Here is a 25639-nt window from a genome sequence, read left to right on the forward strand (position 1 = left end):
TGTGGAGAAGTGGGGTTCAACGTGCAGTTGAAGGTTCCCGATTTGACGTTTCCACTGTGTAAAACGACTTGACAAACGCGAGCCTGAGGACAACTTTCCCGGCTGGCTCCCAGGCACTCCCGGCGCCGCGCCGGACGTAACCGGTCAGGCCAGCGCACCCGAGCCTCCAGGCCGCCGCGCAGCGGATCGGTAACCGCCCAGCGCGACCGGGTCGACAGCCGAGATCAGCGAGACGCCGCGCCGGAGCCGAGACGCCGCCACTTCCGACGTCGTCTCGGCGGAACGACGGCGTCTCGACGGACCGGCAGCGCCGAGCCGCAAGCCGAACCGCAAGCCGCAAGCCGCAAGCCGAACGCCGAACGCCGAACGCCGCAAGCCGAGCTCCAACCCCCACCCCGCCTCAGCGCTCGGCCAACTCCCCGGCCTCGCTGCCCGTCCGCGTCGACGCGGTGACCAACGGCACCTGCAACGTCGACGCCAGCCCGGTCCCCAGGTGCACGAACGCCGTCCCGGGCTCGATCCGCGTGGAGATCGACGATCGGGAGATCCGGACGCCGATCAGGTCCCCGGCGAGCGTGTCCTGCGGCGAGAGCAGCGCACCACGACGGTTCTTCTTGGCGTCGACCTGCCAGCCACCGAACCCGGCCGCGAGCCCGGTCGTGTTCCCCCCGAGCAGCAACCCCTGCCGGTTGTCCGCGGCGGCACGGCCCCAGTCGCGCAACCACTTCGCCGCCGAGCAGTCGATGAGGAGCTCCCCGTCGTCGACGACCAGCACGGTCGGCGTCCCGGAGGGCGTCAACACGGGGGACAGCTCCTCTACAGTGACGTCGTCCCCGGTGAACACCGCGCGGACGCCGGGCAGCCCGGCCAGGTCCCGGACGGCACCCTGTCGCGGCGCGAGCACGACGAGCTGCGTCCCACTCGCGAGCAGCGACCGCGCCATCGACGCGAGCATCGTCGAACGCCCGGACCGGGACGGCCCGGCGACGATGAACGTCCCGCCTCCGGTGGACAGGTCGACGGTCTGCAGCTCCATGTCGTCGCCGCCGATCCCGGTCACGGCGACCATGGGTGTCAGCGCAGGCGCCGATGACAGCGCGAGCGCCCCGTCGAGGTCCAGGTCCTTCGGCAGCGCGTCGACGCGGAACGGACGCGGACCCGGCGCGGACGGACCCTCGAACGAAGAAGCCAGAGAGACAGCCAACGCCCGGATCGCAGCCGCCTGCCCCTGCCCGGACACGTCCGGCCCGAGCGAGGCGAACTGCAGCTCGATGCCCGACTCGGCGCGGAACCCACGGCCGGCCGGGATCGACGCGGGGAGCTTCCGGTGGTTGATGCCGCCGAGCGAGTAGTCGAGCCGGTCGGTCAGGCGCAGGACGATCTTGTCGTCGGTGAGTGTCGACATCCGCGAGGACAGCAGCGTGCGGTCACCCGAGATCACGATGTGGATGCCGGCTGCCGCTCCGTCGCGGAGGAGGGACTGCACCGAGTCGGTCAGGGCACCGCCGTCGACCTCGCCCAGCGACGTCGTGAAGTTCTCCCACCGGTCGATGAGGACGAGCACGTGCGGCAGCTGCTCTCCTGGCGCGGCGAGCAGCCGCTGCTCGGTGATGTCCGAGGCACTCGCGGCGGCGATGACGTCGTGCCGACGGGCGGTCTCGCGACTGAGCCGGTCGATGAGCCGCGTCGCACGCTCGACCTGCGTGCGCTGCACGACCGCGCCGCAGTGCGGCAGCGCCTGCAGGGACGCGAGCGCGCCGTTGCCGCAGTCGATCGCGTACAGGTGCAGATCGGTGGAGGGGATGGAGGACGCGGCGGACGCGGCGATCGTCCGGAGCGCCAGGGACCGCCCGGAACCGGGGGCTCCGACGATGAACAGGTGGTTGAAGCGGTCGAGGTCGATCTCCGCCGCGCGCTGCTCCTGGGTGTCCGGCAGGTCCTCGGTGCCGAACGCGAAGCGGAGCGCGTCCTCGTCGGCGGTCAGGGCCCGCCCGGCTCCGACGGCCGCCGTGCCGACGGCGTCGAGCGGCAGCAGCTCGGGCAGCGGCGGCAACCACGGACTGTGGAGGGGGCCGATCCCGAGTCGCTCACGCGCCTCGCCCATCGCACCGACGAGGACCGACAGGTCGGTCGCGGCCGACGCTCGGTCGCTCCGCACGGGTCGGGCGGGCGGTGCGGTCGCGAAGTCGCGCCAGTCGAGCACACGGACGAACGGGAGGCTCGTGGCCGGGTCCTCGTCACCGGCCCACTTCCCGCCGACGCGAGCCGATTGGAACGGCACGACCGACGAGTGGCCGAGGCGCGCGAACGCGCGCCCCGGCACGCTCTTCGGGATGCGTGCCGCATCCGCGACGTCGATGACGTCGGTGCTCTCGCCCGAGTCCGTCATCCGGAGTGCGACACGGAGGTTCGTGTTCGCGCGGATGTCCGGGCCGACGACGCCGCCCGGGCGCTGCGTGGCGAGGATGAGGTGCACGCCGAGGGACCGGCCGCGCTGGGCGATCCCGATCAGGCCGGACACGAAGTCGGGCAGCTCGGTGACCATCGCGGCGAACTCGTCGATGACGAGCACGAGCCGCGGCATCGCCTCGCCCGTGCCACCGCGTTCCAGGTGCGCCTCGTGGTCCTCGATGTCCTTGGCACCGGACGCCGCGAGGATGTGCTCGCGACGGGTGAGCTCGGCACGGAGCGACCGGAGCGCACGCTCGACGAGGTGCTGGTCGAGGTCGGTGACGAGGCCGACGGTGTGGGGCAGGTCGGACGCCACGCTGAAGGCAGCGCCACCCTTGTAGTCCACGAGCACGAAGGTCATCTGGTCAGGACGGTTGGCGAGTGCGAGCGACGCGACGAGGGTCTGCAGGAACTCGGACTTGCCGGAACCGGTCGTGCCCGCGACGAGACCGTGCGGGCCGTCCTTCACGAGGTCGAGCGCGAATGCGCCGTCGATCCCGACGCCCACGACCGCCGAGGTCGTCGCTGCGCCGCGCTGCCACCGCTCCGCGACGATCGACCCGGACGGCTGCGGCAGGTCGACCACGTCGAGCAGTCGCGCCGCGTCGGGCACCAGGCCGTCGCCGTCGGAACCGCTCGTGTCCCGCAGCGGGGACACGGCACGGGCGACGTCGTCGTACCAGTCGTCCTCGACGCGGTCGGCGAGCACGAGCTCCACGGGCGCGGAGAGCTGCCGCCGCAGGACCAGCTCGGTCTCGGTGCGGTGGGTCACCGTGGCGACGCATTCCTCGGGGAGCTGCCACTCCTCCTCGTCGATGCACACCAGCCGGATGCCGCACGCCGGTCCGTCGCGGAGGAGTCCCACGACACCGGGCATCGCGCGCAGCCGACGGGCGCCGTCGAGCACGACGACGATCTCCGGGGAGAACCGCGCGCGCATCGAGCCGTTCTTCGTCCGCTCGGCTCGGCGCTCGGCGAGCACCTGGGTCAGCTCGGCCAGCCGGCGACCGATCGTCTCGCCGTCGGCACCGATCAGGGCGAGTGCGTCCTGGCCACCGGTCGGTCGCAGATGGGGGAGCCACATCGTCCATGCCCAGTCCGGCATGTGCTGCTGGGCGGTGAGGACGACGAACTGCACCTCGCGCGGGCTCTGCGTCACGGCGAGCTGTCCGAGCACCCACCGGCCGAGCTCGCGCGGCGACGACCCGGCCCCGGCGATGCCGAGCACGCCGACCTCGGCGAGCGGCACGGTGACCGGGACGCCCCTGGTGATCCGGTCCTCGTGCGTGAGGCCGTCGAGGTCGCGGTCGTCCTGCACGGTGACCGTCGAGGGCAGGTCGCCGATGCCGATCCGGACGTGCAGGTGGTCGGCGTCCGAGGGTCGCCGCTCCCAGAGTCGGCGCCCGGGTGTCGTCGCGACGACCCGCAGCGATCCGGCGTCGGACGACGACGACCTGCGCTCGTCCCGTTCGGCGAGTACGGCCGAATCGATCGCCCGCTCGAGTGCCGCGACCCGCTCCCGGTGCTCGGCGGTCTGCTTGCGGTGGCTCTTCTTGCCGGTCCGTCTGGCGGTGACGGTCTGCCCGACGACCATGATCGGCGTCATCGCAGCGAACAGCAGGTAGAACGGCGAGTGGAACACCGTCGCCATGACGATGCCGAACATCGCCGGGACGAACACCATGATCCACGGGATCGCGGACCGCTGCGGCGGCACGGGCGGCTTCGGGATCCGGAACTGCGTCGTCAGGAACGGGGGCAGTAACCGGGGAGGCCGGTTGAAGTCCAGCTGTCCCGAATCCGGCGGACGGAGCAGCATGCGGTCCACGACCGCGACCGGGCGCACCGTCAGCACGGTCGATCCGAGGCGCACGAGCGCATCGGGGACCCAGTCCACCCACTCGTCGCCGATCTCGTCCTGCTCGATCGTGACCGAACCTGCTGAACCGGTTACCGGCTCGTCCACCGGTGCCTGCCGGACCGTCACGGTCCCGTCGAAGGCGATCCGAGCCTCCAGTCCGGGGTGGTCCGCAGCGTCCGCGCCGACCGTCGGCGACCCGTCGTCAGCGACGGCGATCCGGAACGTGCCCGGTGAGAGCCGGCGCGTCCGGCCGGCGTCGACACCACCGACGACCAGCAGGTGGACGATGCCTCGTTCGACTTCGGGGCGGTCCGCGCCGCCGACGTGCAGGACCGCGCCGTCGACCAAACCGCTCCTGGCGAAGGGGACGTCGCCGTCGGGTGCGTCCTGCGGCATCGCCGCGCCACCGGTGCGGCGAGCGAGCGCGTCGACCACACTGCGCATCGGGGTCTGGCCGGGCGCGTCGACGAGGACGTCGGAGGACTCGCCGGTGACGTCGTCGACGACGGTGACGACGACGCGCATCAGGCGTCCGCCTCCACGGCGTCCGGAAGCGCTGCCGGATCGGTCTGCGTGGTTGCCGACTGCGTTGTTGCCGCAAGGGGCATGGACAGACCGACGTCCATCCACCGGACCGTCCCGAGGACATCCGAGACGTGGGTTCCGTCGCGGCGAGCCTCGATCGTCCACCGGGCGAGCGGGTGCGGCGCGGCCGCCACACAGGCCCACCGGCCGCCGGGCCGCTCGAGGAGCCGGCCGAGTTCGCGACCGTCCTCCCCGGACGGGACCTTCGCCACGACCAGGAGGCCCGGGGTCGCGTCCGCCGCGACAGCCGCGATCGCGTCGCGCACCGACACGGCCACACCGAGCGTCGACCCGGTGCCCACGCTGAGCACCGCGGTCCCCGTCGCCCACGGATCGGTGCGGACCTGGTCGACCACGCGGCGGAGCACCGCGTCGCGTGCGGCCTGCTCACCCCGGAGCGCGACGATCCCACGCACGCGACGCAGGTCGACGAGGACGTTCTCCTCACCATCGGTGCCGAGGGAGACCACCGTGGCGAACTCGTTCGGCGCCGGTGCGGTCAGCGGCACGGCCTGTAGCGCCCACATCGGGGCCGACCACGAACGACCATCCGGGGTCGCGGTCCACGGCTGCGGTGGTGCGATGGTCGGGGAGGCGAGATCGAGCCGCACGGTCGTGCCGACCAGGATGCGGACCGCGCCGGGGAAGACGACCCCGGCGGCCGCGCACGAGGCGTCCACCGCGCGGAGGACCCGGTCGATGCCCCACGGCGCCGCCGGGTCGCGGCGGACCTGGTCGGCCCACGCGAGCGCATCGGTCGCGGTGCGCCGACGGACGGCGACGATCGTCGGGATCACGAAAGCCAGGGTCCCGAGGAACAGCACGACCGACATCGTCAGGAGCAGGTGCGACTCGGGGTGGGCGAAGGACCAGGTCACGCGGCTCCTCCGAGCTCGGCCAGACGGCGTTCGAGGGTGGTCGGTTCGGCTCCGGGGACGTCGGTCCAGCGGAACGTGGTCATGATCGCGTCGAAGAGCGAGACGAGCGCGTCGGTGAGCTGACCGTCGGCGTCGGGCAGGCTGATCGCGGAGAAGGACATCACGACCCACCGGCCGGGCCGGTGCGGGACCGGGATCGTGTACACGACCTGGCGGTCGTCGACGACGGGGAGGTCCTGGCCGAGCTCTGGGAGTTCGTTACCGGGGTCCGCGCGCCGGATGGTGGTGTCGGTCCGGGCGGCGATGCCGCCGTCCACCTCGCGGATGCCGGGGTCGTCCTGGTCCCGACGGTCGGGCAGGGCATCGGCGAGGATCTGCGCGATCACCTGCTCCGGGGCCTCGTCGGACTCGTCGTCCACCTCGGTCTCGATGACGGACACCGGGGGCGTGAAGCCGTCGACGGGCTGCACGGGCAGGTACACCGCCGTCGCGCCGTTGTCGCCGGCCTCGACCACGGTCGCGGTCAGGCGCTTCCGCATCTCCTGTCGCAGCGGTTCTGCACGGTCGCGGGGCAGGTCGTCCGGGAGCGCGTTGGCGATCACCTGCCGGACGATCGTCCCGAGCTCCTCGCGGTGAGCCTCGTCCGCGGGGAGTCGCGCCCACCCCGGCGGGACGACCATGAAGAAGGAGGCGGTCGGTTCGGTCATGCGGCCACCTCGTTGCGGATCGCGGCGAGCAGGTCGACGACCTCTGGTCCGAACACCGGCACGACGTCGAGGTCCCTGGTGCGCCAGAGGACGCGGGTGTCGACGGCGGGGCCGTCTCCGCCGCCTTCCCGCCGGACCGCACACACCGTCGCCCAGATCGCGCCGTCGTCGTCGAGGTCGTACCGGGTGACGACCGGCCCCTCGCCCCCGACGTGCTCGGGGAGCTCGTCGACCGCGGGCTGCTCCACGGGGAGACCACCGTCGGCACCGGCGAGCTCGAGGAGCGCGCGGGTGCCGTGTGCGCCGTGTGCGTCGTCTCCGTCGGCGATCCCGACCGAGACCACGACGGGGAGCGGCCACCGGTTCGGGACACCGAGGCCCGCGACGAGCCGGTCCCCGCCGTCGAGCGAGGCGCGGAACTCGAGCAGGGTGTCGAGCGCGGTCTGCGGGTCGACCTCCCGGCCGTCGTCGAAGATCCGCTGCTCGCCCTCGGCCTCGCGGTCCACGTGCACGATCGCCGCGAACAGCCGGAGCACCTCGGCGCGCCACTCGGGGGTCACGTCGGCGAGGTCCGGTATGACGAGCCACTGCGGGGACTCGACGTCGATGCTCGACGTGACGGCCGGTGCTGCTGTGGTCATGGCGCTGCTCTCAGACGGCGATCGGGTGCTTGATCGCGTTCCAGTCGTCGGTCCACGGGCGCTTCTTGTCCGCGCCGTCGCCGATCGGGTTGATGACGAGCCCGGCGATGGAGTAGTTCTTGCCCCACACGGCCATCCCGCCGTTGACGTAGGTGTGCCACTTCGGGGCGTTCCCGACCAGCGTGCCGAGCCCGTTGGCGCCGCCGAACTTGCCGAGGTCGTTCCGCAGCAGCTGGAAGTCGACGCCGCCGATCCGTTCTGCCCAGCTCGTGAACCCCTGCCGGGTGAACCGATCGGCACCGAACTGTTTCGAGATGGTGGCCCAGTCGTTCTTGATCGTCGTGCCGACCTTCGGGATGTTCCACCAGTTCGGGTTGTCCTTGAACTTGCCGGCGAAGTCGTCCAGCCTGTTCAACCCGTTCGTCCGGACCTCGTTGCCCAGCTGGTTGGCGTACCGCACCTTGGTCGCCGACCCGGCGCTCGTCCAGTCCTTGATGGCGGCGTCCCGGATCTTCGAGATCTTCCCGAGGTCGACCTTCGTGGCGTTCTGGATCGCGGTCTTGCCGGCGGTGACGCCCTTGCCGACCGCGATGGAGGTGGCCTTCGTGATGCCGGCACCGACCCCGAGCGTGACCACGCCGACGACCGCCATGACGAGGTCGAAGACGTTCCCCTCGCCGAGCGCGGTCAACCCGATCTGCGCGACGAGGCTGACCCCGGCCGCGACCGCGCCCATGATGGCCAGCACACCGACGCCGGGGATGAGGATCGCCAGAGCGGCCAGGGCGATGCCGATGTACGTGAAGATCTTGACGATCAGCTTCAGCAGCTTCGAGAAGAACGCCTTGATCTTGTCGCCGAGGGTGTCGTGCAGGCCGTCGTCCCATGCCGCGCGGATCGTCGACGCCGCCGCCTTGCCCGCACCGTCAAGTGCCGACAATGCGTTCCGCAGCTTGGTCTTCGCCGCGTCCATCGCGTCGTTCGCCCTGGTCGTCGCCGCGTGCTTCGCGTCGATCTGCCCCTGCTCGTCGTCGGTGAGCGGGGGAGCATCGTCGGCGCGGTTCTCGGAGGGGTCCGGCATCGCCGACGCACTCGCACCCGACTGCTGCGCGGTCTCCGCTTCCTGCAGTGCGGCTGCCGACTCGCTGAGCCCCTGCTCGAGCGACGGCAGGTACCCCGTCAGGGCATCCCGGATCGCGTCGTACCGGCCGGACATCTTCTGCAGGGACTCGGCGACCTCCTTGCTCTTCTTCCGGACGGCGTCGGCGGTCTCGCCCTTGAACTTGCTGTCGTCGCCGTCGCCGATGCTCTTGAGGACCGCCGCCTCGGAGGTGATCTCCGACGCCATGTCCTTGTAGTACGTGATGAGCTCCTGCATCACACCGGTGTCCGCGATCACCGGGTCGGTGGACTCGCCGAGCAGGCCCCAGTTGCCCTCGCGCACCGGCATCAGGCGTTCCCCGCGTCCGTCGTCTCGGTGGTGAGCTTCTCGCTGAGGTCGTGCTCGAGGTCGGTCCAGTTCTGGGTGACCTTCTGCATCTTGTCCCGCAGGTCGGCGATCGCGCCCTTCATCTTGTTGCGGTGGATCTTCCAGTCGCCGGAGAAGTCGTTCATGGCCTTGTACACGTCGTGCTGGCCGTAGACCTGGTCGAGCGCGCGGTCGTCGGACTTCTGGTGCTTCAGCTCGTCCGAGATGTGCTGCAGCTTGGTGGTCGAGTCCTCGAGGACTTCCTTCGTGATGATGAGGTCTGCCATGACTGCTCCTGGTCGGTGAACGGGATCGGAACCGGATCGGCCCCGGTGCTCGTCGTCGTGACGAGCACCGGGACCGATTCGCGGTCGCTACTTGATGGCGTTCGCGAGTTCCTGGTCGGTCTGCTGCAGCGCCTCGGCCGCCTTGTTCAGGTACATCGACATGCCCTCGAGGCCCTCGATCGTCTTCGTCGCACCGTCGTTGAACTCCTGGTACGAGCTCCCGAAGGCAACCGACGACTGGTCCGTGACGTAGCCACCCGAGATCAACGAGTCCACCAACGACTTCAGCTCACGCAGCTTCGAGGTGATGTCCTGCTCACCGTTCACGAGTCGGGTCGCGGCGTCCTGCATCTCGCCGTAGGTCACGTTCAAGTTGGGCATTGCCTGCTCCTGTCGTTCGTCTGCACCCCCGATCGAGGGACAGATGAGAGGTTATTTCACGATGAAACCGGTTGTCGGGGTACGTTTCCCGTCGTGTTGCGGAATGCACTTCTTCACACGATTGTGCAGATTCCAGTACATCGGCGGCGGCGCACGGTCGATGCCGAGCGGTATTCGTATGTCACCCGTTATGAAATTCCGGGCTGTTCGGCGTGTCGGGACGCGCCGAGCGGACGTCCAGTCCTCCGAAAGGGGGACTCAGAAGCTGTGTACCAACGCGCCGGACGCCTCCTTGTAGCCGGGGACCCGCTCCTGGTCCGAGCCCCACCCGGTCGGTTTGATGCCCTGGCCGTAGATGAACGTGTTCGTCCAGCTGGCGACGACACGGCCGCCGGCGACGTACTTGTGCCACGCGGGGAGCGCGGCGATGTCCACGCCGTAGTCGCGCTTCAGAGCGACCTTCATCGCGTCCATCTCGATCTGCCGGTCGACGCTGAAGAGCCGGTCCGCGCGCCAGTTGCCCTTCGACAGGACGTCGGAGATCTTGCCCTTGTCCTCGGCCCACAGGGTCTTGTTCGGGTGCCACCAGTTCGGCTTCTCCTTGAAGCCGCCGAGGACGTTCTTCATCGTCGTGTCGACGCGCAGGTCGGTCAGGCGGTTGATCTGTCGGTCGATGGTGCCCACGGTGCGCGCGGCGTTGGGGTCGTTCAGCGCGTTCTTGATGTTGTACGACCGGACGTCCTGGAGCTTCTTGATCTTGTCGAGGTTCATCTTCTCGAACCCCTTCATGCCCTTCGCGAGCCCGGCGGTCTTCGCCACCGAGGCCGCCTTCGTGACGATGCCACCGACCCCGACGAGCACGAGTCCCACGGCCGAGGTGATCACGTCGAGCCATGAGCCCTCGCCCATGCCGGCGAGGGCGATGTTCGCCACCAGGGTCACCGACGCCGCGACGGCGGCCATGAAGGTGAGCATGCCGACGCCCGGGATGAGGATCGCGAGCGCGGCGAGGGCGATGCCGATGTACGTGAAGATCTTGACGATGATCTTCAGCAGCGCCGAGAAGAACGCCTTGATCTTGTCGCCGAGGGTGTCGTGCAGGCCGTCGTCCCACGCAGCCCGGATCGTCGACGCCGCCGCCTTGCCCGCGGCGTTGATCCCGTCCACCGCCCGACGGAGCCGGGCGACAGCGGCATCAGCGCCCTCCTGTGCACGGCTCGATGCGGCGTGCTTCGCGTCGATCGCCCCCTGCTCGTCGGCCGTCAGCGGGGGAGCGTCGTCCGCCCGCCCCTGCGAGGGGTCCGGCATCGCGCCAGCACGGGTCCCGGCCGCGGAGGCGTCCTCGGCATCGCGGAGCGCGGCGGCCGATTCCGTGAGCGCGTCCTCCAGCGACGGCACGTATCCGGTCAGGGCGTCGCGGATCGCCTCGTAGCGCCCGGCCATCTTGTGCAGGGACGCGGCGACCTCCTTGCTCTTCGAGCGCACCGCGTCAGCGGACTCGCCCTTGAACTGGCTCGTGTCGCCGTCGCCGATGCGCTCCAGCACCGCGGCCTCCGAGGTGATCTCCTGGGCCATCGTCGTGTAGTAGGCGACGAGCTCGTGGACCACGGGCACATCGGCCACGACCGGGTCCGACGACTCGTGCAGCAGTTCCCAGTTGCCGGCGCGGGCGGGCATCAGACGTCGCTCGCGTCGGTCGACTCGGTGGCGCGCTCGTCGTGCAGGTCCTGCTCGAGGACGGCGCGGGTGATGATGAGGTCAGGCATGGGTGCTCCCGATCGGTGAGGTGGACGCGAACGGCGCTCGGGGCCCGACCGGTTCGGCAGGCCCCGAGCGATCCGACTACTTGATCGCGTTCGCGAGTTCCTGGTCGGTCTGCTGCAGCGCCTCGGCCGCCTTGTTCAGGTACATCGACATGCCCTCGAGGCCCTCGATCGTCTTCGTCGCACCGTCGTTGAACTCCTGGTACGAGCTCCCGAAGGCAACCGACGACTGGTCCGTGACATAGCCACCCGAGATGAGGGAGTCCACCAACGACTTCAGCTCACGCAGCTTCGAGGTGATGTCCTGCTCACCGTTCACGAGTCGGGTCGCGGCGTCCTGCATCTCGCCGTACGTGACGTTCAAGTTGGGCATTGCGTGCTCCTTGTTCGCGGTTTCCGGTCGCCCCCGGATCGGAGGCCGCAATGACGCTAACCGGCCGCGCACCCCCGAACGGGGGTGTTGGTGAGTTGTTCACCGCAATTTCGACAGGGTGACCAGCACCCCCGTCCCGGCGACACGCCCCGGCTTCCGCGAAACGCCGCCGATTTCCGCGGCGTCTCGCGCCCACCGCGGCGTCTCGCGCCCACCGCGGCGTCTCGCGCCCACCGCCGCGTCTCGCGCCCACGGCCGCGCCGAGCGCACACGGCCCCGCCCAGCGCACCCCGCACCGGCGGGAACGACGAAAGGCGGGCCTCCCGGAGGAGACCCGCCTTTCGACGGAACAGACGCTGCCTTACTTGGCGGCGACGACCTTCAGCGAGATCGTCGCGACGATGTCCTCGCGCAGACGCACGGTGGCCTCGTGGTCACCGGTGGTCTTGATGGTCGCGGGGACCTCGACCTTGCGCTTGTCGAGCGAGCCGACGCCCTGGGCCTCGACGGCCGCGGCGACGTCAGCCGGACGCACGGAGCCGAAGAGACGGCCGTCCTGGCCGGCCTTGACGGTCAGCTGGATGGTGGCGTTCTCGAGCTTCATCTTGAGGTCCTGGGCCTCTTCGATGGTGGCGAGTTCGCGAGCGGCACGGCCGGCGCGGATCGACTCGACCTGCTTCTCGCCGCCCTTGGACCACGCGACGGCGAAGCCCTGGGGGATGAGGTAGTTGCGGGCGTAGCCGTTCTTGACGTCGACGACGTCACCGGCGGAACCGAGGCCGGAGACCTCGTGGGTGAGGATGAGCTTCGACATGTGTCGACCTCCGATCAGCGGCCGGAGCCGGCGTAGGGGAGGAGCGCCATCTCACGGGCGTTCTTCACGGCACGGGCAATGAGGCGCTGCTCCTGGACGGAGACGCCGGTGATGCGACGGGCGCGGATCTTCCCACGCTCCGAGATGAACTTGCGCAGGGTCGCAACGTCCTTGTAGTCGATGACACCGACCTTGATGGACTTCGCGGGAGCGGCGTTCTTGCCGCCCTTGCCGCGAGGCTTGCGGCGGTCGCCGCTGCTCTTTCCAGCCATTGTGTTCTTTCCTTAGGGAGAAGTTTGTCTACCGTGTGATCGCGAGGATCAGAACGGGGTCTCGTCGTCGTAGGTGCCACCGGGGGTCGACCAGACGTCGTTCCCCTGCTGACCACCCTGCTGGCCGCCCTGCGGGGACCACGGTGCGTCGGACTGGCCACCACCGGCAGCGTTGCCGCCACCGTTGTTGTTCCAGTTCCCACCGTTGCCACCGGCCGGGGCACCGCCGCCGACCTGTCCACGGCCGCCGCCGCCACCCGTTGCACGGGTGACCTGCGCGGTCGCGTAGCGGAGCGACGGGCCGATCTCGTCGACCTCGAGTTCGATGCTCGTACGCTGCTGGCCCTCTCGGTCCTGGTACGAGCGCTGACGGAGACGACCCTGCGCGATGACGCGCGAGCCCTTCGTCAGCGACCCCGCGACGTGCTCGGCGAATTCGCGCCACACGCTCGCACGGAGGAACAGCGCTTCGCCGTCCTTCCACTCGTTCGCCTGACGGTCGAACGTGCGAGGGGTGGATGCGATGGTGAAGTTCGCCACAGCGAGCCCGTTCTGCGTGTAGCGCAGCTCGGGGTCAGCAGTGAGGTTCCCCACCACCGTGATGACGGTTTCGCCGGCCATCGGTTACTCGGCGCTCGCGGTCGCGGCGGCCGGGGCGGCGGCAGCGTTCGCTGCCTTGCGGGCGGCACGGGCCTCGTCGCGCTGCTTCTGCGCGGCGACCTGTGCGATGCCCTCTTCGGCGCGGAGGACCTTGGTGCGGAGCACGGCCTCGGAAAGACCGAGCTGACGGTCCAGCTCCTTGGCGGCCTCGGGCGAGGACGTGAAGTTGACGACGGCGTAGATGCCCTCGGTCTTCTTGGCGATCTCGTAGGCCAGGCGACGACGGCCCCAGACGTCCACGTTGTCGACGGTTCCACCGTCGTTGCGGATCACGGCGAGGAACTTGTCCAGGCTGGGAGCGACGGTGCGCTCATCGATCTCGGGGTCGAGGATCGCCATCAGTTCGTACTGGTGCATGCGGAACCCACCTCCTTTGGTCTCGAACGGCTCCGGGCGGTTCCCGGAACAGGAGGGTTGATGCATGTGCGCCGGATCCGCAGGTGCGGTCGGCACAACCCCGCAAGCTTAGCGGACGGCCTGGAGGCTCGCCACCGTTCCGCCGGATCGGTGCGAGCCGATCAGGCGGTGGCGTCCCGGGCGGCCCACCAGTCGCGCAGTCGCGCTTCGGCCGCCTCGACGCCGAGGGGACCCTCGTCCATCCGCGCCTCGAGCAGGAAGCGGTACGCCTCACCGACGGCACGCCCCGGCGGGATGTCGAGGATGCGCATGATGTCGTCGCCGGTCAGGTCGGGACGGATCGAGTCGAGTTCCTCCTGCTTGGAGAGGACCTCGATGCGGTCCTCGAGGTCGTCGTACGCGAACGCCAGGCGATCGGCCTTCCGCCGGTTCCTCGTGGTGACGTCGGAGCGGGTGAGTTCGTGCAGCCGCTCGAGCTGGGGTCCGGCGTCGCGGACGTACCGGCGCACCGCGGAGTCCGTCCACGCGCCGTCGGTGTACCCGAAGAACCGCAGGTGCAGCTCGATCAGGCGGGCGACGGCGGCGATGGTGTCGTTGTCGAACCGCAGTGCACGGAGTCGTTTCTTCGCGAGCTTCGACCCGACCAGGTCGTGGTGGTGGAAGCTCACGGCGCCGCCCGGCTCGAGCTTCCGCGTCGCGGGCTTGCCGATGTCGTGCAGGAGCGCCGCCAGCCGCAGGACCGTGTCCGGTGCTTCCCCCGCGTGCCGCTCGGCCTCGTACCCGATCGCCTGGGTCAGGACGGTGAGCGAGTGCTCGTAGACGTCCTTGTGGTGGTGGTGCTCGTCGATCTCCAAGCGCATCGCCGGCAGCTCCGGCAGGAACCGCTCGGCGAGCCCGGTGTCGACGAGGAGCCGGATGCCCGGGACGGGGTCACTCGTGTTCAGCAGCTTGACGAGCTCGTCCCGGACGCGTTCGGCGGAGACGATCTCGATCGAGTCGGCGAGGGACTCCATCGCGTCCCGGACGTCGTCCGACACCGTGAACCCGAGCTGCGAGGTGAACCGTGCGGCGCGCATCATCCGCAGGGGGTCGTCCCGGAACGAGGTCTCGGCCATCTGGGGCGTGCGGAGCCGCTCGGCGAGCAGGTCCTCGACACCGCCGTGCACGTCGACGAGCTCCCGCGCCGGCAGCCGGAGCGCCATCGCGTTCACCGTGAAGTCGCGACGGAGCAGGTCGTCCTCGATGGTGTCGCCGAACGCCACCTCCGGCTTCCGGGTCTCACCGTCGTAGACGTCGCTGCGGTAGGTCGTGATCTCGACCTGCTCGCCCTCGACCCTGGCCGCGATCGTGCCGAACTGGCGCCCGACGTCCCACGTCGCACTCGCGATGGGTTCGACGATCGCCAGGACCCGGTCGGGGAGGGCGTCCGTCGTGAAGTCCAGGTCGGTCACCGGGCGACCGAGGAAGGCGTCGCGGACCGGTCCGCCGACGAGCGCGAGTTCGTGCCCGGCGTCCGCGAACGCGCGGGCGAGGACGGCGACGGGCGCGGTGGCGGCGAGTGCGTCGAGTCGTTCGACGGCCTGGGCTACGGACTGCATGACGTCCTCGATCATCCCAGATCGTCGCTGCCGGTTGTCCACCACCCTGGCGCGCACGCGAGGCTCTCATGGTCGCGCCTCATACACTCGTCCGAGGTCCGAACCGAAAACGGACCACCTCGCATGCACATTCTCCGCACCTCGCTCGCCGCCGCCGCGTCCGCCCTGGTCGCCCTCGGCCTCGTCGTCACGCCCGCCGCGGTGACCGCCGCACAGGCGACGACCGCCCCCACGGCGAAGACCCACCTGGCGCACCCGGCCGCCACCGACGCGGGCAAGGCGACGATCGACATCGTCCCCGCCGACCGGGGCGTGCTGCAGCCCGACCAGGACCTCAGGCTCTCGCTGACGGTGACCAACGACACCGACTCCGACCTGCCGGCCGGCAGTGCAGAGCTCGACATCTTCCGGCAGTACGCGGGCACGCGAGACGTGCTCAGCGACTGGCTCGCTGACACCAGCACGACCGGTTACCTCGGCGCCCCGATGGACTCCGTCGACGTGCCGGAGGTCCCCGCGCACCGCTCGGTCACCCTGGACGACGTCACGATCGTCTCCGGCAACGTCGCGCTCGGCGGGTACTCCTCCTTCGGTGCCAGGCGCATCGCAGCCGACTACACGGCGGGTTCCACGAGCGCCGTCGCCCGCTCCGCGATCACCTGGTACCCGGACTACGAACAGACCCCCGTCGGAGTCTCGGTCGCGATGCCGATCACGATGCCCGCGAACCCCGACGGCCTGATCTCCGGCAAGGACCTCGCGAGTGCCACCAGCGTCGACGGCACGCTCACCCAGCAGCTGAACGCCGCGCAGGACCACAACGTCGCGCTCGGCATCGACCCGAGGATCATCGCGTCGATCCGGATCCTCGGCGAGAACGCCCCGTCGTCCGCGACAGCGTGGCTGCAGCGACTCGAGCGGATGCGCAACGAGACCTTCGCGCTCTCCTACGCGGACGCCGACGTCACGGGCCTCCGTCAGGCGGGCTCCTCCGGCATCCTCGCCCCGATCTCGCTCGACCAGTCGATCGACCCAGACGACTTCCCCGGCGCCAGCACCCCGACCCCGACGCCGACCGCGACGCCGGGCAGCACCGGGACCCCGACCCCGAGCGCCACCCCCGACTCGAACCCCACGAACGACCCCGCCGCGGGCGAAGCGGACGCCGGGACGACCCTGCCGACCACCGCGTCCCTCCTCGACTTCCCGTACTCGATGTCGGCGATCTCGTGGCCGGCGGAGGGCACCGTCGCCACCGACGACATCGACGCGCTCGCGGACGCCGGTACCAAGTCGACGATCCTCTCGAGCGGGAACACCTCCGCCGGCGCGAACACGTCCCTGAGCGCCTCCGAGAAGATCGGCGACGACCAGGTCCTCGTGTCCGACGGCGGCATGTCGAAGCTGCTCCGCGACGCCGCCACCGCGACCACGCAGCGCGAGTGGTCGAGTGCCATGAGCAAGCTCACCGCGACACTCGCCACCGTGTCACGCCAGGGCGGCACGAACGGACCGGTCCTGCTCACGCTCGGCCGCGACTGGCCGACGGACTCCAGCCGCCTGAGCCAGGCGCTCGACGCCCTCGAGCGCACCGCGTGGGTCTCGCCGGCCGACCTGTCCACGGCCGCCGCGACGACCCCCGGGTCCCTGACGCTCACGAGTTCCCCGAACAGCGACGCCCGTCTCGATCAGCTCCGCCGGCTCGTGCAGTCCGAACGGAACCTGACGGACTTCGCGTCCGCGATCGAGAACCCCGCAGACCTGACCGCTCCGGCGCGACTCGAGACCCTCGCAGCGGCGTCCAACGCGTTCCGCGCGGACGACGAGGCGTTCACCAAGGCCGTCGACACCCGCGTGACGCAGTCCGCCAAGACGGTCTCCAGCGTCGGGATCCTCGACGGCAGCAGCATCACCCTGCTCGGCGACCGGTCGTCCCTGCCGATCTCCATCCGGAACCGTTCCGAGTTCCCGGTCACGGTGTTCCTCACCGTCCAGCCCTCGAACTCGTTCCTGCGCATCGAGAAGAACGCGGTCAAGGTCACCGTGCAGCCGGACTCGTCCAGTCGCGTGACGTTCCCCGTCCAGTCCGTCGCCAACGGCAAGGTCGAGCTCACGATGTCGCTCACCAGCGCCACCGGCGTCCGCATCGCCGATCCCGCCACCGTCGAGATCAACGTGCAGGCGCAGTGGGAGACGTTCATCACGGCGGCAGCCGCGATCGCCGTCATCGCGATCTTCGGCCTCGGGATCTACCGCAACGTCCGTCGCCGGCTGCGCCGACGCCGGAACGGGGAGCCGGAAGAGGTCGAGGAGGACCCGAACCGTCCGCTCGAGGTGCAGCCGCCGGCACCGGGGGAGACCCAGCCAGGAGGCCCGTCCGACGCGGCCACGTCCGCTGCGGCCGTGCCCATGGCTGGTTCCATGGCCGGTTCCACCGCCACGCTCACCGACCGCGACCGCGACCCCGACCCCGAGGAGCCGACCATCAGCGCCACCCAGCCCCAGCCCGCCGTCGACGCCGAGCCGGTCGCGGAGCGGAGCCTCGGGCGGGCGAGCGCCATGCTCGCGGCAGGGACGATGGTGTCGCGCATCCTGGGGTTCGCGAAGACGTTCGTGCTCGCCTACGCGATCGGGCAGAACAAGAGCGTCTCCGCCAATGCGTTCGCGGTCGCGAACCAGCTCCCGAACAACATCTACGCGCTCATCGCCGGCGGCCTGCTGTCGGCCGTGCTCATCCCGCAGATCGTCCGGTCGATGAAGAACAACGCCGACGGCGGCCAGGGGTACGTCAACAAGATCGTGACCCTCGGTGGCTCGGTGTTCGTCCTGATCACGATCGTCGCGACCGTGCTGGCACCGCTCCTGGTGCGCTTCTACACGAGCGACACGGTCAACTCGGACCCCGCCGCCGTCGACCTCGCCGTCGCGTTCGCGTTCTGGTGCCTGCCGCAGATCCTCTTCTACGCGATGTACTCCCTGCTCGGCGAGGTGCTCAACGCGAAACAGTTCTTCGGGCCGTTCACCTGGGCGCCGCTGCTGAACAACGTCATCGCGATCGCCGGCCTGGTCGTCTTCATCGCCCTGTTCGGGCACGGCAACACGAACCCCGGCGAGTGGACACCGGTGAAGATCGCCGTCCTCGCCGGCAGTGCTTCACTCGGCGTCTTCGCGCAGGCCGCGTTCCTCCCCTTGTTCTGGCGCCGCGCCGGGATGACCTTCCGCCCGGACTTCCGCTGGCGCGGCGTCGGCCTCAAGGCGACCGGCACCGCGGCCGGCTGGCTCTTCGCGATGATCCTGGTCACGCAGGCGGCCGGTCTCGTGCAGTCGCAGGTGGCGTGGGCGGGTCAGGACGCCGGGCCGGGCAACGCGGTCCTCGGCAACGCGTGGCTCATCTTCATGCTCCCGCACTCGATCATCACCGTCTCCGTCGCCACGGCCTACTTCACCAGGATGACCCACGACGCCGAGCGGGGGGACCTCGCAGCAGTCCGTCGGAACCTGTCGCTCTCGTTGCGGATCATCGGGCTCTTCACCGTGTTCGCGACCGTGGCGCTCATCGTCGTCGCCGTGCCGTTCGGCCGACTCTACGAGGGCACGTTCGACAGTGCACTCCAGGTGGGTGCCGTCCTCATCGCGTACATGCCGGGGCTCGTGCTGTTCAGCATGCTGTTCGTGATCCAGCGCGTGTTCTGGGCGATGCACGACCACCGGACCCCGTTCCTCATGCAGCTCGTGCAGTCGGTGCTCTTCGTCATCGGAGCCCTCGCGGCGTCCACCCTGTCGACGTCGGTCATCGGCATCGGTGTCGCGGCCGCGACCACCATCGCGGGATCTGCACAGACGATCGTCGCACTCGTGGTCGTCCGTCGCCGGCTCGGGAACATCGAGGGTCGGGTGATCACCCGCTCGCACGTCCAGTTCATCATCGCCGCACTGATCGCCGGTGCTGCCGGTCTGGTGACGGCGAACTTCTTTGGAGCGTTCTCCGCCGATGGCTTCGCGATGTCGGACCGCACGGGCGCGCTGATCACGATCGCGTTGACGGGCGCCGTGATGACAGCGGTGTACTTCGTCGCACTCGTCGTCGCGAAGAACGGCGAGATCCGCGGCGCCGTGGACATCCTGAAGGCCCGCCTGGGTCGCTGACCGTTCCCGGGTGCTGCGGAATGCCGCGCCGGTACCATGTGTTGACCCGGTCAGACGCAACGGAAGGGCATTCAGGCATGCGCCAGCTCATCATCATCGGTTCCGGCCCGGCCGGGTTCACCGCCGGCATCTACGCCGCACGCGCCCAGCTCGAGCCACTCATCGTCGCATCGAGCGTCGAGACGGGTGGCGAGCTCACGAAGACGACCGAGGTCGAGAACTTCCCGGGCTTCCCCGAGGGCATCCAGGGTCCCGACCTCATGATCAAGATGCAGGAACAGGCCGAGAAGTTCGGCGCAGAGGTCCTGTACGACGACGCCGTCTCCGTCGAGCTCACGGGCGACGTCAAGAAGGTCACCGTCGGCTCCGGCGAGACGTACGAGGCCCTCGCGGTCATCTACGCGACCGGCTCGGCGTACCGTCAGCTCGGCCTCGCCGACGAGGAGCGCCTGTCCGGCCACGGTGTCTCGTGGTGCGCGACCTGCGACGGCTTCTTCTTCCGACAGAAGAACATCGCCGTCGTCGGCGGTGGCGACTCCGCGATGGAAGAAGCGACGTTCCTGACGCGCTTCGCCGACAAGGTCACGGTCATCCACCGCAAGGACACCCTGCGCGCGTCGAAGATCATGCAGGACCGCGCGATGAACGACCCGAAGATCGAGTTCGCGTGGAACAAGGAGGTCGTCGGGATCACCGGTGCCTCTTCGGTCGAGGGCGTCACGCTGAAGGACACCGTCGACGGCACCGAGAGCGAGCTCGCGCTCGACGGCCTGTTCATCGCGATCGGCAACGACCCGCGGGTGCACCTCGTCCACAAGCAGCTCGAACTGGCGCCGGAGGGCACCATCGCCGTCGAGGGTCGCACCTCGAAGGCCGTGGGCGTCCCCGGGGTGTTCGTGGCGGGCGACGTGCTCGACCACACCTACCGGCAGGCCATCACCGCCGCCGGCTCGGGTGCCGTCGCAGCGCTCGACGCCGAGAAGTACCTCGCCGACCTCGAGGACTCGCTGACGGACCAGGCCGAGGGTGAGACCCCGGTCGAGCCCGTGACCGTCTCCGCCTAGGGAATTGAACGGCGGTCTCCGCCGTTCACCTCACTGACCGACCACTCCGAAGGAGTACACATGTCCAACGCCAAGGCAGTCACCGACGCCACCTTCTCGGACGAGGTCCTCAAGTCCGACAAGACGATCCTCGTCGACTTCTGGGCCGAGTGGTGTGGCCCGTGCCGCGCCGTCTCGCCGATCCTCGACCAGATCGCCGAGGAGCACGCCGGCAAGATCGAGATCGTCAAGCTCAACGTCGACGACAACCCCCAGTCGGCCATGAACTACCAGATCACGTCGATCCCGGCGATGAAGGTGTTCAAGGGCGGCGAGGTCGTGAAGACCGTCATCGGCGCCAAGCCGAAGCCGGCGCTCGAGGCCGACCTCGCGGAGTTCCTCGCGTAGGCACCCGCACACAGACCCGAACGCCCCATCCTCCATTCCATCGGAGGGCGGGGCGTTCGTTCGTTGTTGGTCTTGACTGACATTCCGCCGTTCAGTAGGTTGGCTCCACGCATCATCGGGGTGCCGAAGGAGTCAATAATGAGTCGTTTCGGAAAGTGCATCACAGGGTTCATCACCGCGGGCCTGCTGGTCGGCGGCAGTCTCGCCACACCGCTGGCAGCCAGCGCCGATACAGAGGGAGAGCGTTCGCTCCGCGTCCCGGCAGGCCCCTGCAACATCGCACCACAGATGGTCTTCAAGAAGGGGAAGAGCGGCAACCTTTACTGGTACACACTTCAGAATTGCTACAGCAACTCGGTTCGTGTTCAGGTCCATGCCATGGTGTTCGGCAGCGGCTGGAGTCCGTGTCAATCCGTTGCCGCAGGTCGCACGGCCTCGTACTCGGGAAGCGTCAATCCTTTTGACTCTTGGCGTTACTGCTGATTGAGCAGTTCCGTACCTGATTGAGCAGTTCCGTAACGCCCCGTCCTCCATTCCATCGGAGGGCGGGGCGTTCGCTGTGCCCGCGAGGGGCCACGGAACTCCGATCGGCCTGCGCCCGGGACCCCGGGTTTCCGGGTTGCATGTCGTACTGTGGCTGGAATGCCGAGTGAACGGAGAACTCGATGACCAACGGCAACAGTCTCGACCCCTGGTACGACTCCTACGCCCAGCGCACCGCCGGGCTGAGCGCATCCGAGGTACGAGCGCTGTTCGCCGTCGCGTCGAGGCCCGAGGTGGTCTCGCTCGCCGGCGGCATGCCGTTCGTCTCCGCGCTCCCGCGTGAGCTCGTCACGGGCTCCCTGGACCGCGTGATGGCCGAGGACGCCGCCATGGCCCTGCAGTACGGCGGCGGACAGGGCCTGCGCTCCCTGCGCGAGCACATCGTGGACATCATGTCGCTCGAGGGCATCCGTGCGAGCGCCGAGGACGTCGTGGTGACGACCGGCTCGCAGCACGCGCTCGACCTCGTCACTCGGCTGTTCATCGATCCGGGCGACGTCGTCCTCGCCGAGTCCCCGTCGTACGTCGGTGCGATCGGCGTGTTCCGCTCGTACCAGGCCGAGACGGTCCACGTGGCGACGGACGAGCACGGTCTCGTGCCGGAGGCGCTCCGCGAGACGATCGCGAACCTCCGTGCAGCAGGCAAGCGGATGAAGTTCCTGTACACGATCCCGAACTTCCACAACCCCGCCGGCGTCACCATGAGCCGCGAGCGCCGCATCGAGGTGCTCGACATCTGCCGCTCGAACAACATCCTGGTGCTCGAGGACAACCCGTACGGACTCCTCTGGTTCGACGAGCCCGCGCCGCAGGCGATCCGGTCGATCGACGACGAGGGCGTGGTGTACCTCGGGTCGTTCTCGAAGACGCTCGCACCCGGCTTCCGCGTCGGCTGGGCCCTCGCGCCGCACGCGATCCGCGAGAAGCTCGTCCTCGCCAACGAATCAGCGGTCCTCGCGCCGAACTCCTTCGGCCAGTACGTCGTGAACGCCTACCTCGACGCAGCCGACTGGAAGGGCCAGGTCGACACCTTCCGCGGCATCTACACGGAGCGTCGCGACGCGATGTTCTCCGCGCTGGGGGAGTTCCTCCCGGACCTGACCTGGACGAAGCCGAACGGTGGGTTCTTCGTCTGGCTGACCCTGCCGGAATCGCTCGACTCCAAGGCGATGCTGCCGCGTGCGGTCAAGGAGCTCGTGGCCTACACGCCCGGTACCGCGTTCTACGCGGACGGTCGCGGTCAGCAGCACATCCGTCTGTCGTTCTGCTACCCGACGGCCGAGCAGATCCGCGTCGGCGTGAAGCGGCTCGCGAACGTCGTCAACGACGAGCTCGAACTCATCGAGACGTTCGGGCCCGCGACGCGTCCGAACACCGTGGTGCGTCAGGGCTCCTCGGTGAGCGCTCCGCCGCCGAACATCTCCTGATCAGCACTTTTCACGCGCTTCACGCAGTACCCGGAGGTCTCCTCGCATGGCCGAGCTCACCCGTCGTCACGTCGTCGTCGTCGCTGGGGGCATCTCGCACGAGCGTGATGTCTCCCTGCGCTCGGGCCGGCGCGTGGCTGACTCGCTGACGGGGTACGGCTGGCAGGTCGACCTCCGGGACGCTGACGCGTCCCTGCTGCCGGCCCTCACCGAGTCCCGCCCGGACGTCGTGTGGCCGGCCCTGCACGGAGCGTCCGGCGAGGACGGCGCGCTCCGCGGCATCCTGGAGGCCCTGGACATCCCCTTCGTCGGCTCACGTTCCACGTCGGCCCGGCTGGCATGGGACAAGCCCACGGCGTCCGCGTTGGTCGCCAGGACCGGCGTGCACACCCCGCGCTCGGTGACGTTGTCCCACGACGTCTTCCGCGAGCTCGGTGCTGTCGGGGTCCTCGAGAGCATCGCGGCAGAGCACCCGGTCCCGCTCGCGGTGAAGCCAGCACGGGGCGGGAGCGCGCAGGGCGTCACGCTCGTCGAGGACACGAACGACCTCCCGCGAGCGATGGTGACCGCGTACACGTACTGCGACGACGTCGTCGTCGAGCAGCTCATCCGTGGCACCGAGGTGGCCGTGGGGATCATCGACACGGGCGACGGTCCCGTGGCCCTGGCTCCGGTCGAGATCGTGCCCAGGAACGGCTTCTACGGCTTCGAGGCACGGTACAACGCGGGGGAGACGACGTTCTACACGCCGGCCCGTCTCTCGGACGAGCACGCGGCGGCAGCAGCGTCGGCGGCCGTCGCTGCCCACAGTGCGCTCGGTCTCCGGCACATCTCCCGCGTCGACCTGATCATCGACGGCGCGGGGACCCCCTGGTTCCTGGAGGCGAACGTGCTCCCGGGTCTCACCGAGACCTCCCTGGTGCCGCAAGCACTGTCCGCGTCGGGGTTCGACCTCGGGTGGACGTACGCCGAACTCGCCGAGCAGGCGATGCGCGACCACAACGCGTAGTCGCGAATGCCCCGTGCGAGGGTTACCCGAGTGCGTGTTCCACGTGGAACGTCCATCGCAGCCGCGGTGATCGGCGCCGCTCTCGGAGGAGTCTTCTGGTCCGAGTGGGTGCACGCCCGTGCGTCCACTCGTCGTCTCGGCACCGCTCGGATCGGGAGAACGAGCCACGGCGTCGTCGTGGTGCTCGGGTTCGCAGACCCGGGGCCCACCGCGAACAGCATCAACCGATGGCGCGCACGGATGGCCGTCCGGTCTGCCGTGCCGGGATCCTCGACGATCATCACCAGTGGGGGATCGGTCCGTGGAGCCGTCGCTGAGGCGACCCTCCTCGCCCGGCACATCCGCTCCGATCTCGGCTGGAACGGCCCGCTGATCGAGGAGACGGCGAGTACCAGCACCTGGGAGAACGTCCGCAACGTGATCCCCGATCTCGAGTCCGCGGACTGGATCGTCTTCGCGTCGAACGCGCTGCACGCCGAGAAGGCGCGCGAGTACCTGCGGCGACAGCGCCCCGACCTCGCTGCGCGCCTCGTGCGCGGCCGGGAACACCGCTTCGGGGAGATGTCCTACGTGAAGCCGTTGTTCGCCGTGGTGGGGCTCCTGAAGCTGCGCGCGCTGCGCTGACGGACCGCCGAGTGTTCCACGTGGAACACTCGCGCTGCTGTCGGCAGCGCTGCTCTCAGCAGCATGCCGTGCGCGCGGTCCCGCACGGGGAGACGCTGAGCACATGGCTGATTCACCCTCCATCCCGATGTTCGACATGCATGCGCGTCGAGAGCTGCTCGAGCGGCGGGTCCTCGTCCTCGACGGGGCACTCGACGACGACAACGGCACGCTCCTCATGACGCAGCTGCTCACGCTGAGCGCTGACGACCCCGCCACAGACATCCAGCTCTGGATCCATTCGCCCGGTGGCTCCGTCCCCGCGATGCTCGCGATCCGCGACCTCATGCGGGCAATCCCGAACGACGTGAGCACGCTCGTCCTCGGCATGGCCTGCAGTGCCGGACAGTTCCTGCTCTCCGCCGGGGCGCCGGGGAAGCGCCGCGCATTCCAACACTCCCGCGTCCTGATGCACCAAGGGTCAGCGGGCATCGGTGGTTCGGCCGTGGACATCGAGTTGCAAGCAGACGCCCTGCGCTCCACCCGCGACACCGTGCTCGGACTCATCGCGAGCGACACCGGGCAGCCACTCGACCGCGTCTTCGAGGACTCGCTCCACGACCACTGGTACTCCGCCCAGGAAGCACTGGACTACGGGTTCGTCGACGTCGTCCTCACGAGCGCCGAGGACATCGTTCCCACGCCGCGGGCCGGACGATCGCGGACGGGCTTCGTCGGTACCGGCGTCGACGGTGTGGGACTGGAGGTGGCGCGATGAGCAGCTACACGATCCCCAACGTCGTCGCCCGTGATGCGCGCGGCGAACGCATCATGGATGTCTACTCCCACCTGCTCACCGAGCGCATCGTCTACCTCGGTACCGCGATCGACGCCGGGGTCGCGAACACCCTCATCGCGCAGCTGCTGTACCTGGAGTCCGACAACCCGGACTCGGAGGTCCAGCTCTACGTCAACTGCGACGGGGGAGACCCCAGCGCGATGCTCGGCATCTACGACACGATGCGCTTCCTCAAGCCCGACGTCGCGACGACCTGCGTCGGACAGGCCGTGGGAGTCGGAGCTGCTCTCCTCGCTGCCGGCGCTGCAGGCAAGCGTGCGGCCCTGCCACATGCGCGAGTAGTCCTCCATCAACCGGCGTCACAGGGGCAGGGGACGATCCCGGACCTCATCCTGCAGGCGGACGAGCTCGTGCGCATCCGGAGCGACATGGAAGCGATCGTGGCGGAGCACTCCGGGCAGACGGCCGCACGCCTCCGCGCCGACACGGACCACGACCGCGTGTTCTCGGCCATCCAGGCCCGTGAGTACGGACTGATCGACCACGTCCTCGCGGCACGCTGAGG

General features: G+C 69.4%; 23 protein-coding genes. 9 read left to right on the forward strand and 14 right to left on the reverse strand.

Annotated elements, in window-relative coordinates:
• Positions 1-400: 400 nt before the first annotated feature.
• The 14 genes from QK288_RS02660 to QK288_RS02725 all read right to left on the reverse strand — a co-directional run bounded on the left by QK288_RS02660 (position 401) and on the right by QK288_RS02725 (position 15096).
• Positions 401-4837, reverse strand: a complete 4437-nt coding sequence (locus QK288_RS02660; RefSeq protein WP_281266277.1) for an FtsK/SpoIIIE domain-containing protein — start codon at positions 4835-4837, stop codon at positions 401-403.
• Positions 4837-5775, reverse strand: a complete 939-nt coding sequence (locus QK288_RS02665; protein WP_281266278.1) for a hypothetical protein — start codon at positions 5773-5775, stop codon at positions 4837-4839. Before QK288_RS02665 ends, QK288_RS02660 begins: the two co-directional genes overlap by 1 nt.
• Positions 5772-6482: a hypothetical protein gene (locus tag QK288_RS02670; protein WP_281266279.1), complete on the reverse strand. Its 711-nt coding sequence runs from the start codon at positions 6480-6482 to the stop codon at positions 5772-5774. The genes QK288_RS02665 and QK288_RS02670 overlap by 4 nt, the downstream gene beginning before the upstream one ends.
• Entirely contained in the window at positions 6479-7123 is a 645-nt protein-coding gene (locus tag QK288_RS02675) for a hypothetical protein (RefSeq protein WP_281266280.1), read from the reverse strand. The genes QK288_RS02670 and QK288_RS02675 overlap by 4 nt, the downstream gene beginning before the upstream one ends.
• Before the next feature lie 10 nt (positions 7124-7133).
• Positions 7134-8573, reverse strand: coding sequence for a hypothetical protein (locus QK288_RS02680; RefSeq protein ID WP_281266281.1), 1440 nt, complete (start codon positions 8571-8573; stop codon positions 7134-7136).
• Entirely contained in the window at positions 8573-8878 is a 306-nt protein-coding gene (locus QK288_RS02685) for a hypothetical protein (protein WP_281266282.1), read from the reverse strand. Before QK288_RS02685 ends, QK288_RS02680 begins: the two co-directional genes overlap by 1 nt.
• Positions 8879-8965: 87 nt before the next feature.
• Positions 8966-9259: a WXG100 family type VII secretion target gene (locus QK288_RS02690; protein ID WP_126889958.1), complete on the reverse strand. Its 294-nt coding sequence runs from the start codon at positions 9257-9259 to the stop codon at positions 8966-8968.
• A 258-nt stretch (positions 9260-9517) separates the two neighbouring features.
• The gene (locus QK288_RS02695; protein WP_281266283.1) at positions 9518-10936 is read right to left on the reverse strand and encodes a hypothetical protein; all 1419 of its coding nucleotides are present in this window, start codon (positions 10934-10936) and stop codon (positions 9518-9520) included.
• A gap of 165 nt (positions 10937-11101) precedes the next feature.
• On the reverse strand, positions 11102-11395 hold the full coding sequence (locus QK288_RS02700) for a WXG100 family type VII secretion target (protein ID WP_126889958.1): 294 nt from the start codon (positions 11393-11395) through the stop codon (positions 11102-11104).
• A gap of 361 nt (positions 11396-11756) precedes the next feature.
• Positions 11757-12209, reverse strand: coding sequence for a 50S ribosomal protein L9 (gene rplI, locus QK288_RS02705; RefSeq protein ID WP_281266284.1), 453 nt, complete (start codon positions 12207-12209; stop codon positions 11757-11759).
• A 14-nt stretch (positions 12210-12223) separates the two neighbouring features.
• Complete coding sequence (gene rpsR, locus QK288_RS02710) at positions 12224-12481, reverse strand: 30S ribosomal protein S18 (RefSeq protein WP_071278496.1); 258 nt, start codon at positions 12479-12481, stop codon at positions 12224-12226.
• 48 nt (positions 12482-12529) lie between these two features.
• Entirely contained in the window at positions 12530-13102 is a 573-nt protein-coding gene (locus QK288_RS02715; protein ID WP_281266285.1) for a single-stranded DNA-binding protein, read from the reverse strand.
• A gap of 3 nt (positions 13103-13105) precedes the next feature.
• Positions 13106-13498: a 30S ribosomal protein S6 gene (gene rpsF, locus QK288_RS02720; protein ID WP_281266286.1), complete on the reverse strand. Its 393-nt coding sequence runs from the start codon at positions 13496-13498 to the stop codon at positions 13106-13108.
• 161 nt (positions 13499-13659) lie between these two features.
• On the reverse strand, positions 13660-15096 hold the full coding sequence (locus QK288_RS02725; protein ID WP_281266287.1) for a CCA tRNA nucleotidyltransferase: 1437 nt from the start codon (positions 15094-15096) through the stop codon (positions 13660-13662).
• Positions 15097-15219: 123 nt separating this feature from the next.
• Between QK288_RS02725 and QK288_RS02730 the strand changes: the two genes are divergently transcribed.
• The 9 genes from QK288_RS02730 to QK288_RS02770 all read left to right on the forward strand — a co-directional run bounded on the left by QK288_RS02730 (position 15220) and on the right by QK288_RS02770 (position 25637).
• Positions 15220-19242, forward strand: coding sequence for a DUF6049 family protein (locus QK288_RS02730; RefSeq protein WP_281266288.1), 4023 nt, complete (start codon positions 15220-15222; stop codon positions 19240-19242).
• Positions 19243-19319: 77 nt separating this feature from the next.
• The gene (gene trxB / locus QK288_RS02735; RefSeq protein ID WP_281266289.1) at positions 19320-20306 is read left to right on the forward strand and encodes a thioredoxin-disulfide reductase; all 987 of its coding nucleotides are present in this window, start codon (positions 19320-19322) and stop codon (positions 20304-20306) included.
• 60 nt (positions 20307-20366) lie between these two features.
• Positions 20367-20693, forward strand: a complete 327-nt coding sequence (trxA, locus tag QK288_RS02740; RefSeq protein WP_017887828.1) for a thioredoxin — start codon at positions 20367-20369, stop codon at positions 20691-20693.
• A 138-nt stretch (positions 20694-20831) separates the two neighbouring features.
• Positions 20832-21176 (forward strand): hypothetical protein, encoded by a 345-nt coding sequence (locus QK288_RS02745; protein WP_281266290.1) that lies wholly within the window; start codon positions 20832-20834, stop codon positions 21174-21176.
• A gap of 182 nt (positions 21177-21358) precedes the next feature.
• On the forward strand, positions 21359-22663 hold the full coding sequence (locus QK288_RS02750) for a PLP-dependent aminotransferase family protein (protein WP_281266291.1): 1305 nt from the start codon (positions 21359-21361) through the stop codon (positions 22661-22663).
• Between the two features lie 46 nt (positions 22664-22709).
• Positions 22710-23672, forward strand: coding sequence for a D-alanine--D-alanine ligase (locus QK288_RS02755; protein ID WP_281266292.1), 963 nt, complete (start codon positions 22710-22712; stop codon positions 23670-23672).
• Positions 23673-23738: 66 nt separating this feature from the next.
• Complete coding sequence (locus tag QK288_RS02760) at positions 23739-24296, forward strand: YdcF family protein (protein ID WP_281266293.1); 558 nt, start codon at positions 23739-23741, stop codon at positions 24294-24296.
• 103 nt (positions 24297-24399) lie between these two features.
• On the forward strand, positions 24400-25053 hold the full coding sequence (locus tag QK288_RS02765; RefSeq protein WP_281266294.1) for an ATP-dependent Clp protease proteolytic subunit: 654 nt from the start codon (positions 24400-24402) through the stop codon (positions 25051-25053).
• Positions 25050-25637: an ATP-dependent Clp protease proteolytic subunit gene (locus QK288_RS02770; RefSeq protein WP_281266295.1), complete on the forward strand. Its 588-nt coding sequence runs from the start codon at positions 25050-25052 to the stop codon at positions 25635-25637. The genes QK288_RS02765 and QK288_RS02770 overlap by 4 nt, the downstream gene beginning before the upstream one ends.
• The last annotated feature ends 2 nt before the right edge of the window (positions 25638-25639 follow it).

The organism is Curtobacterium sp. 9128 (assembly GCF_900086645.1).
Classification (GTDB): domain Bacteria; phylum Actinomycetota; class Actinomycetes; order Actinomycetales; family Microbacteriaceae; genus Curtobacterium.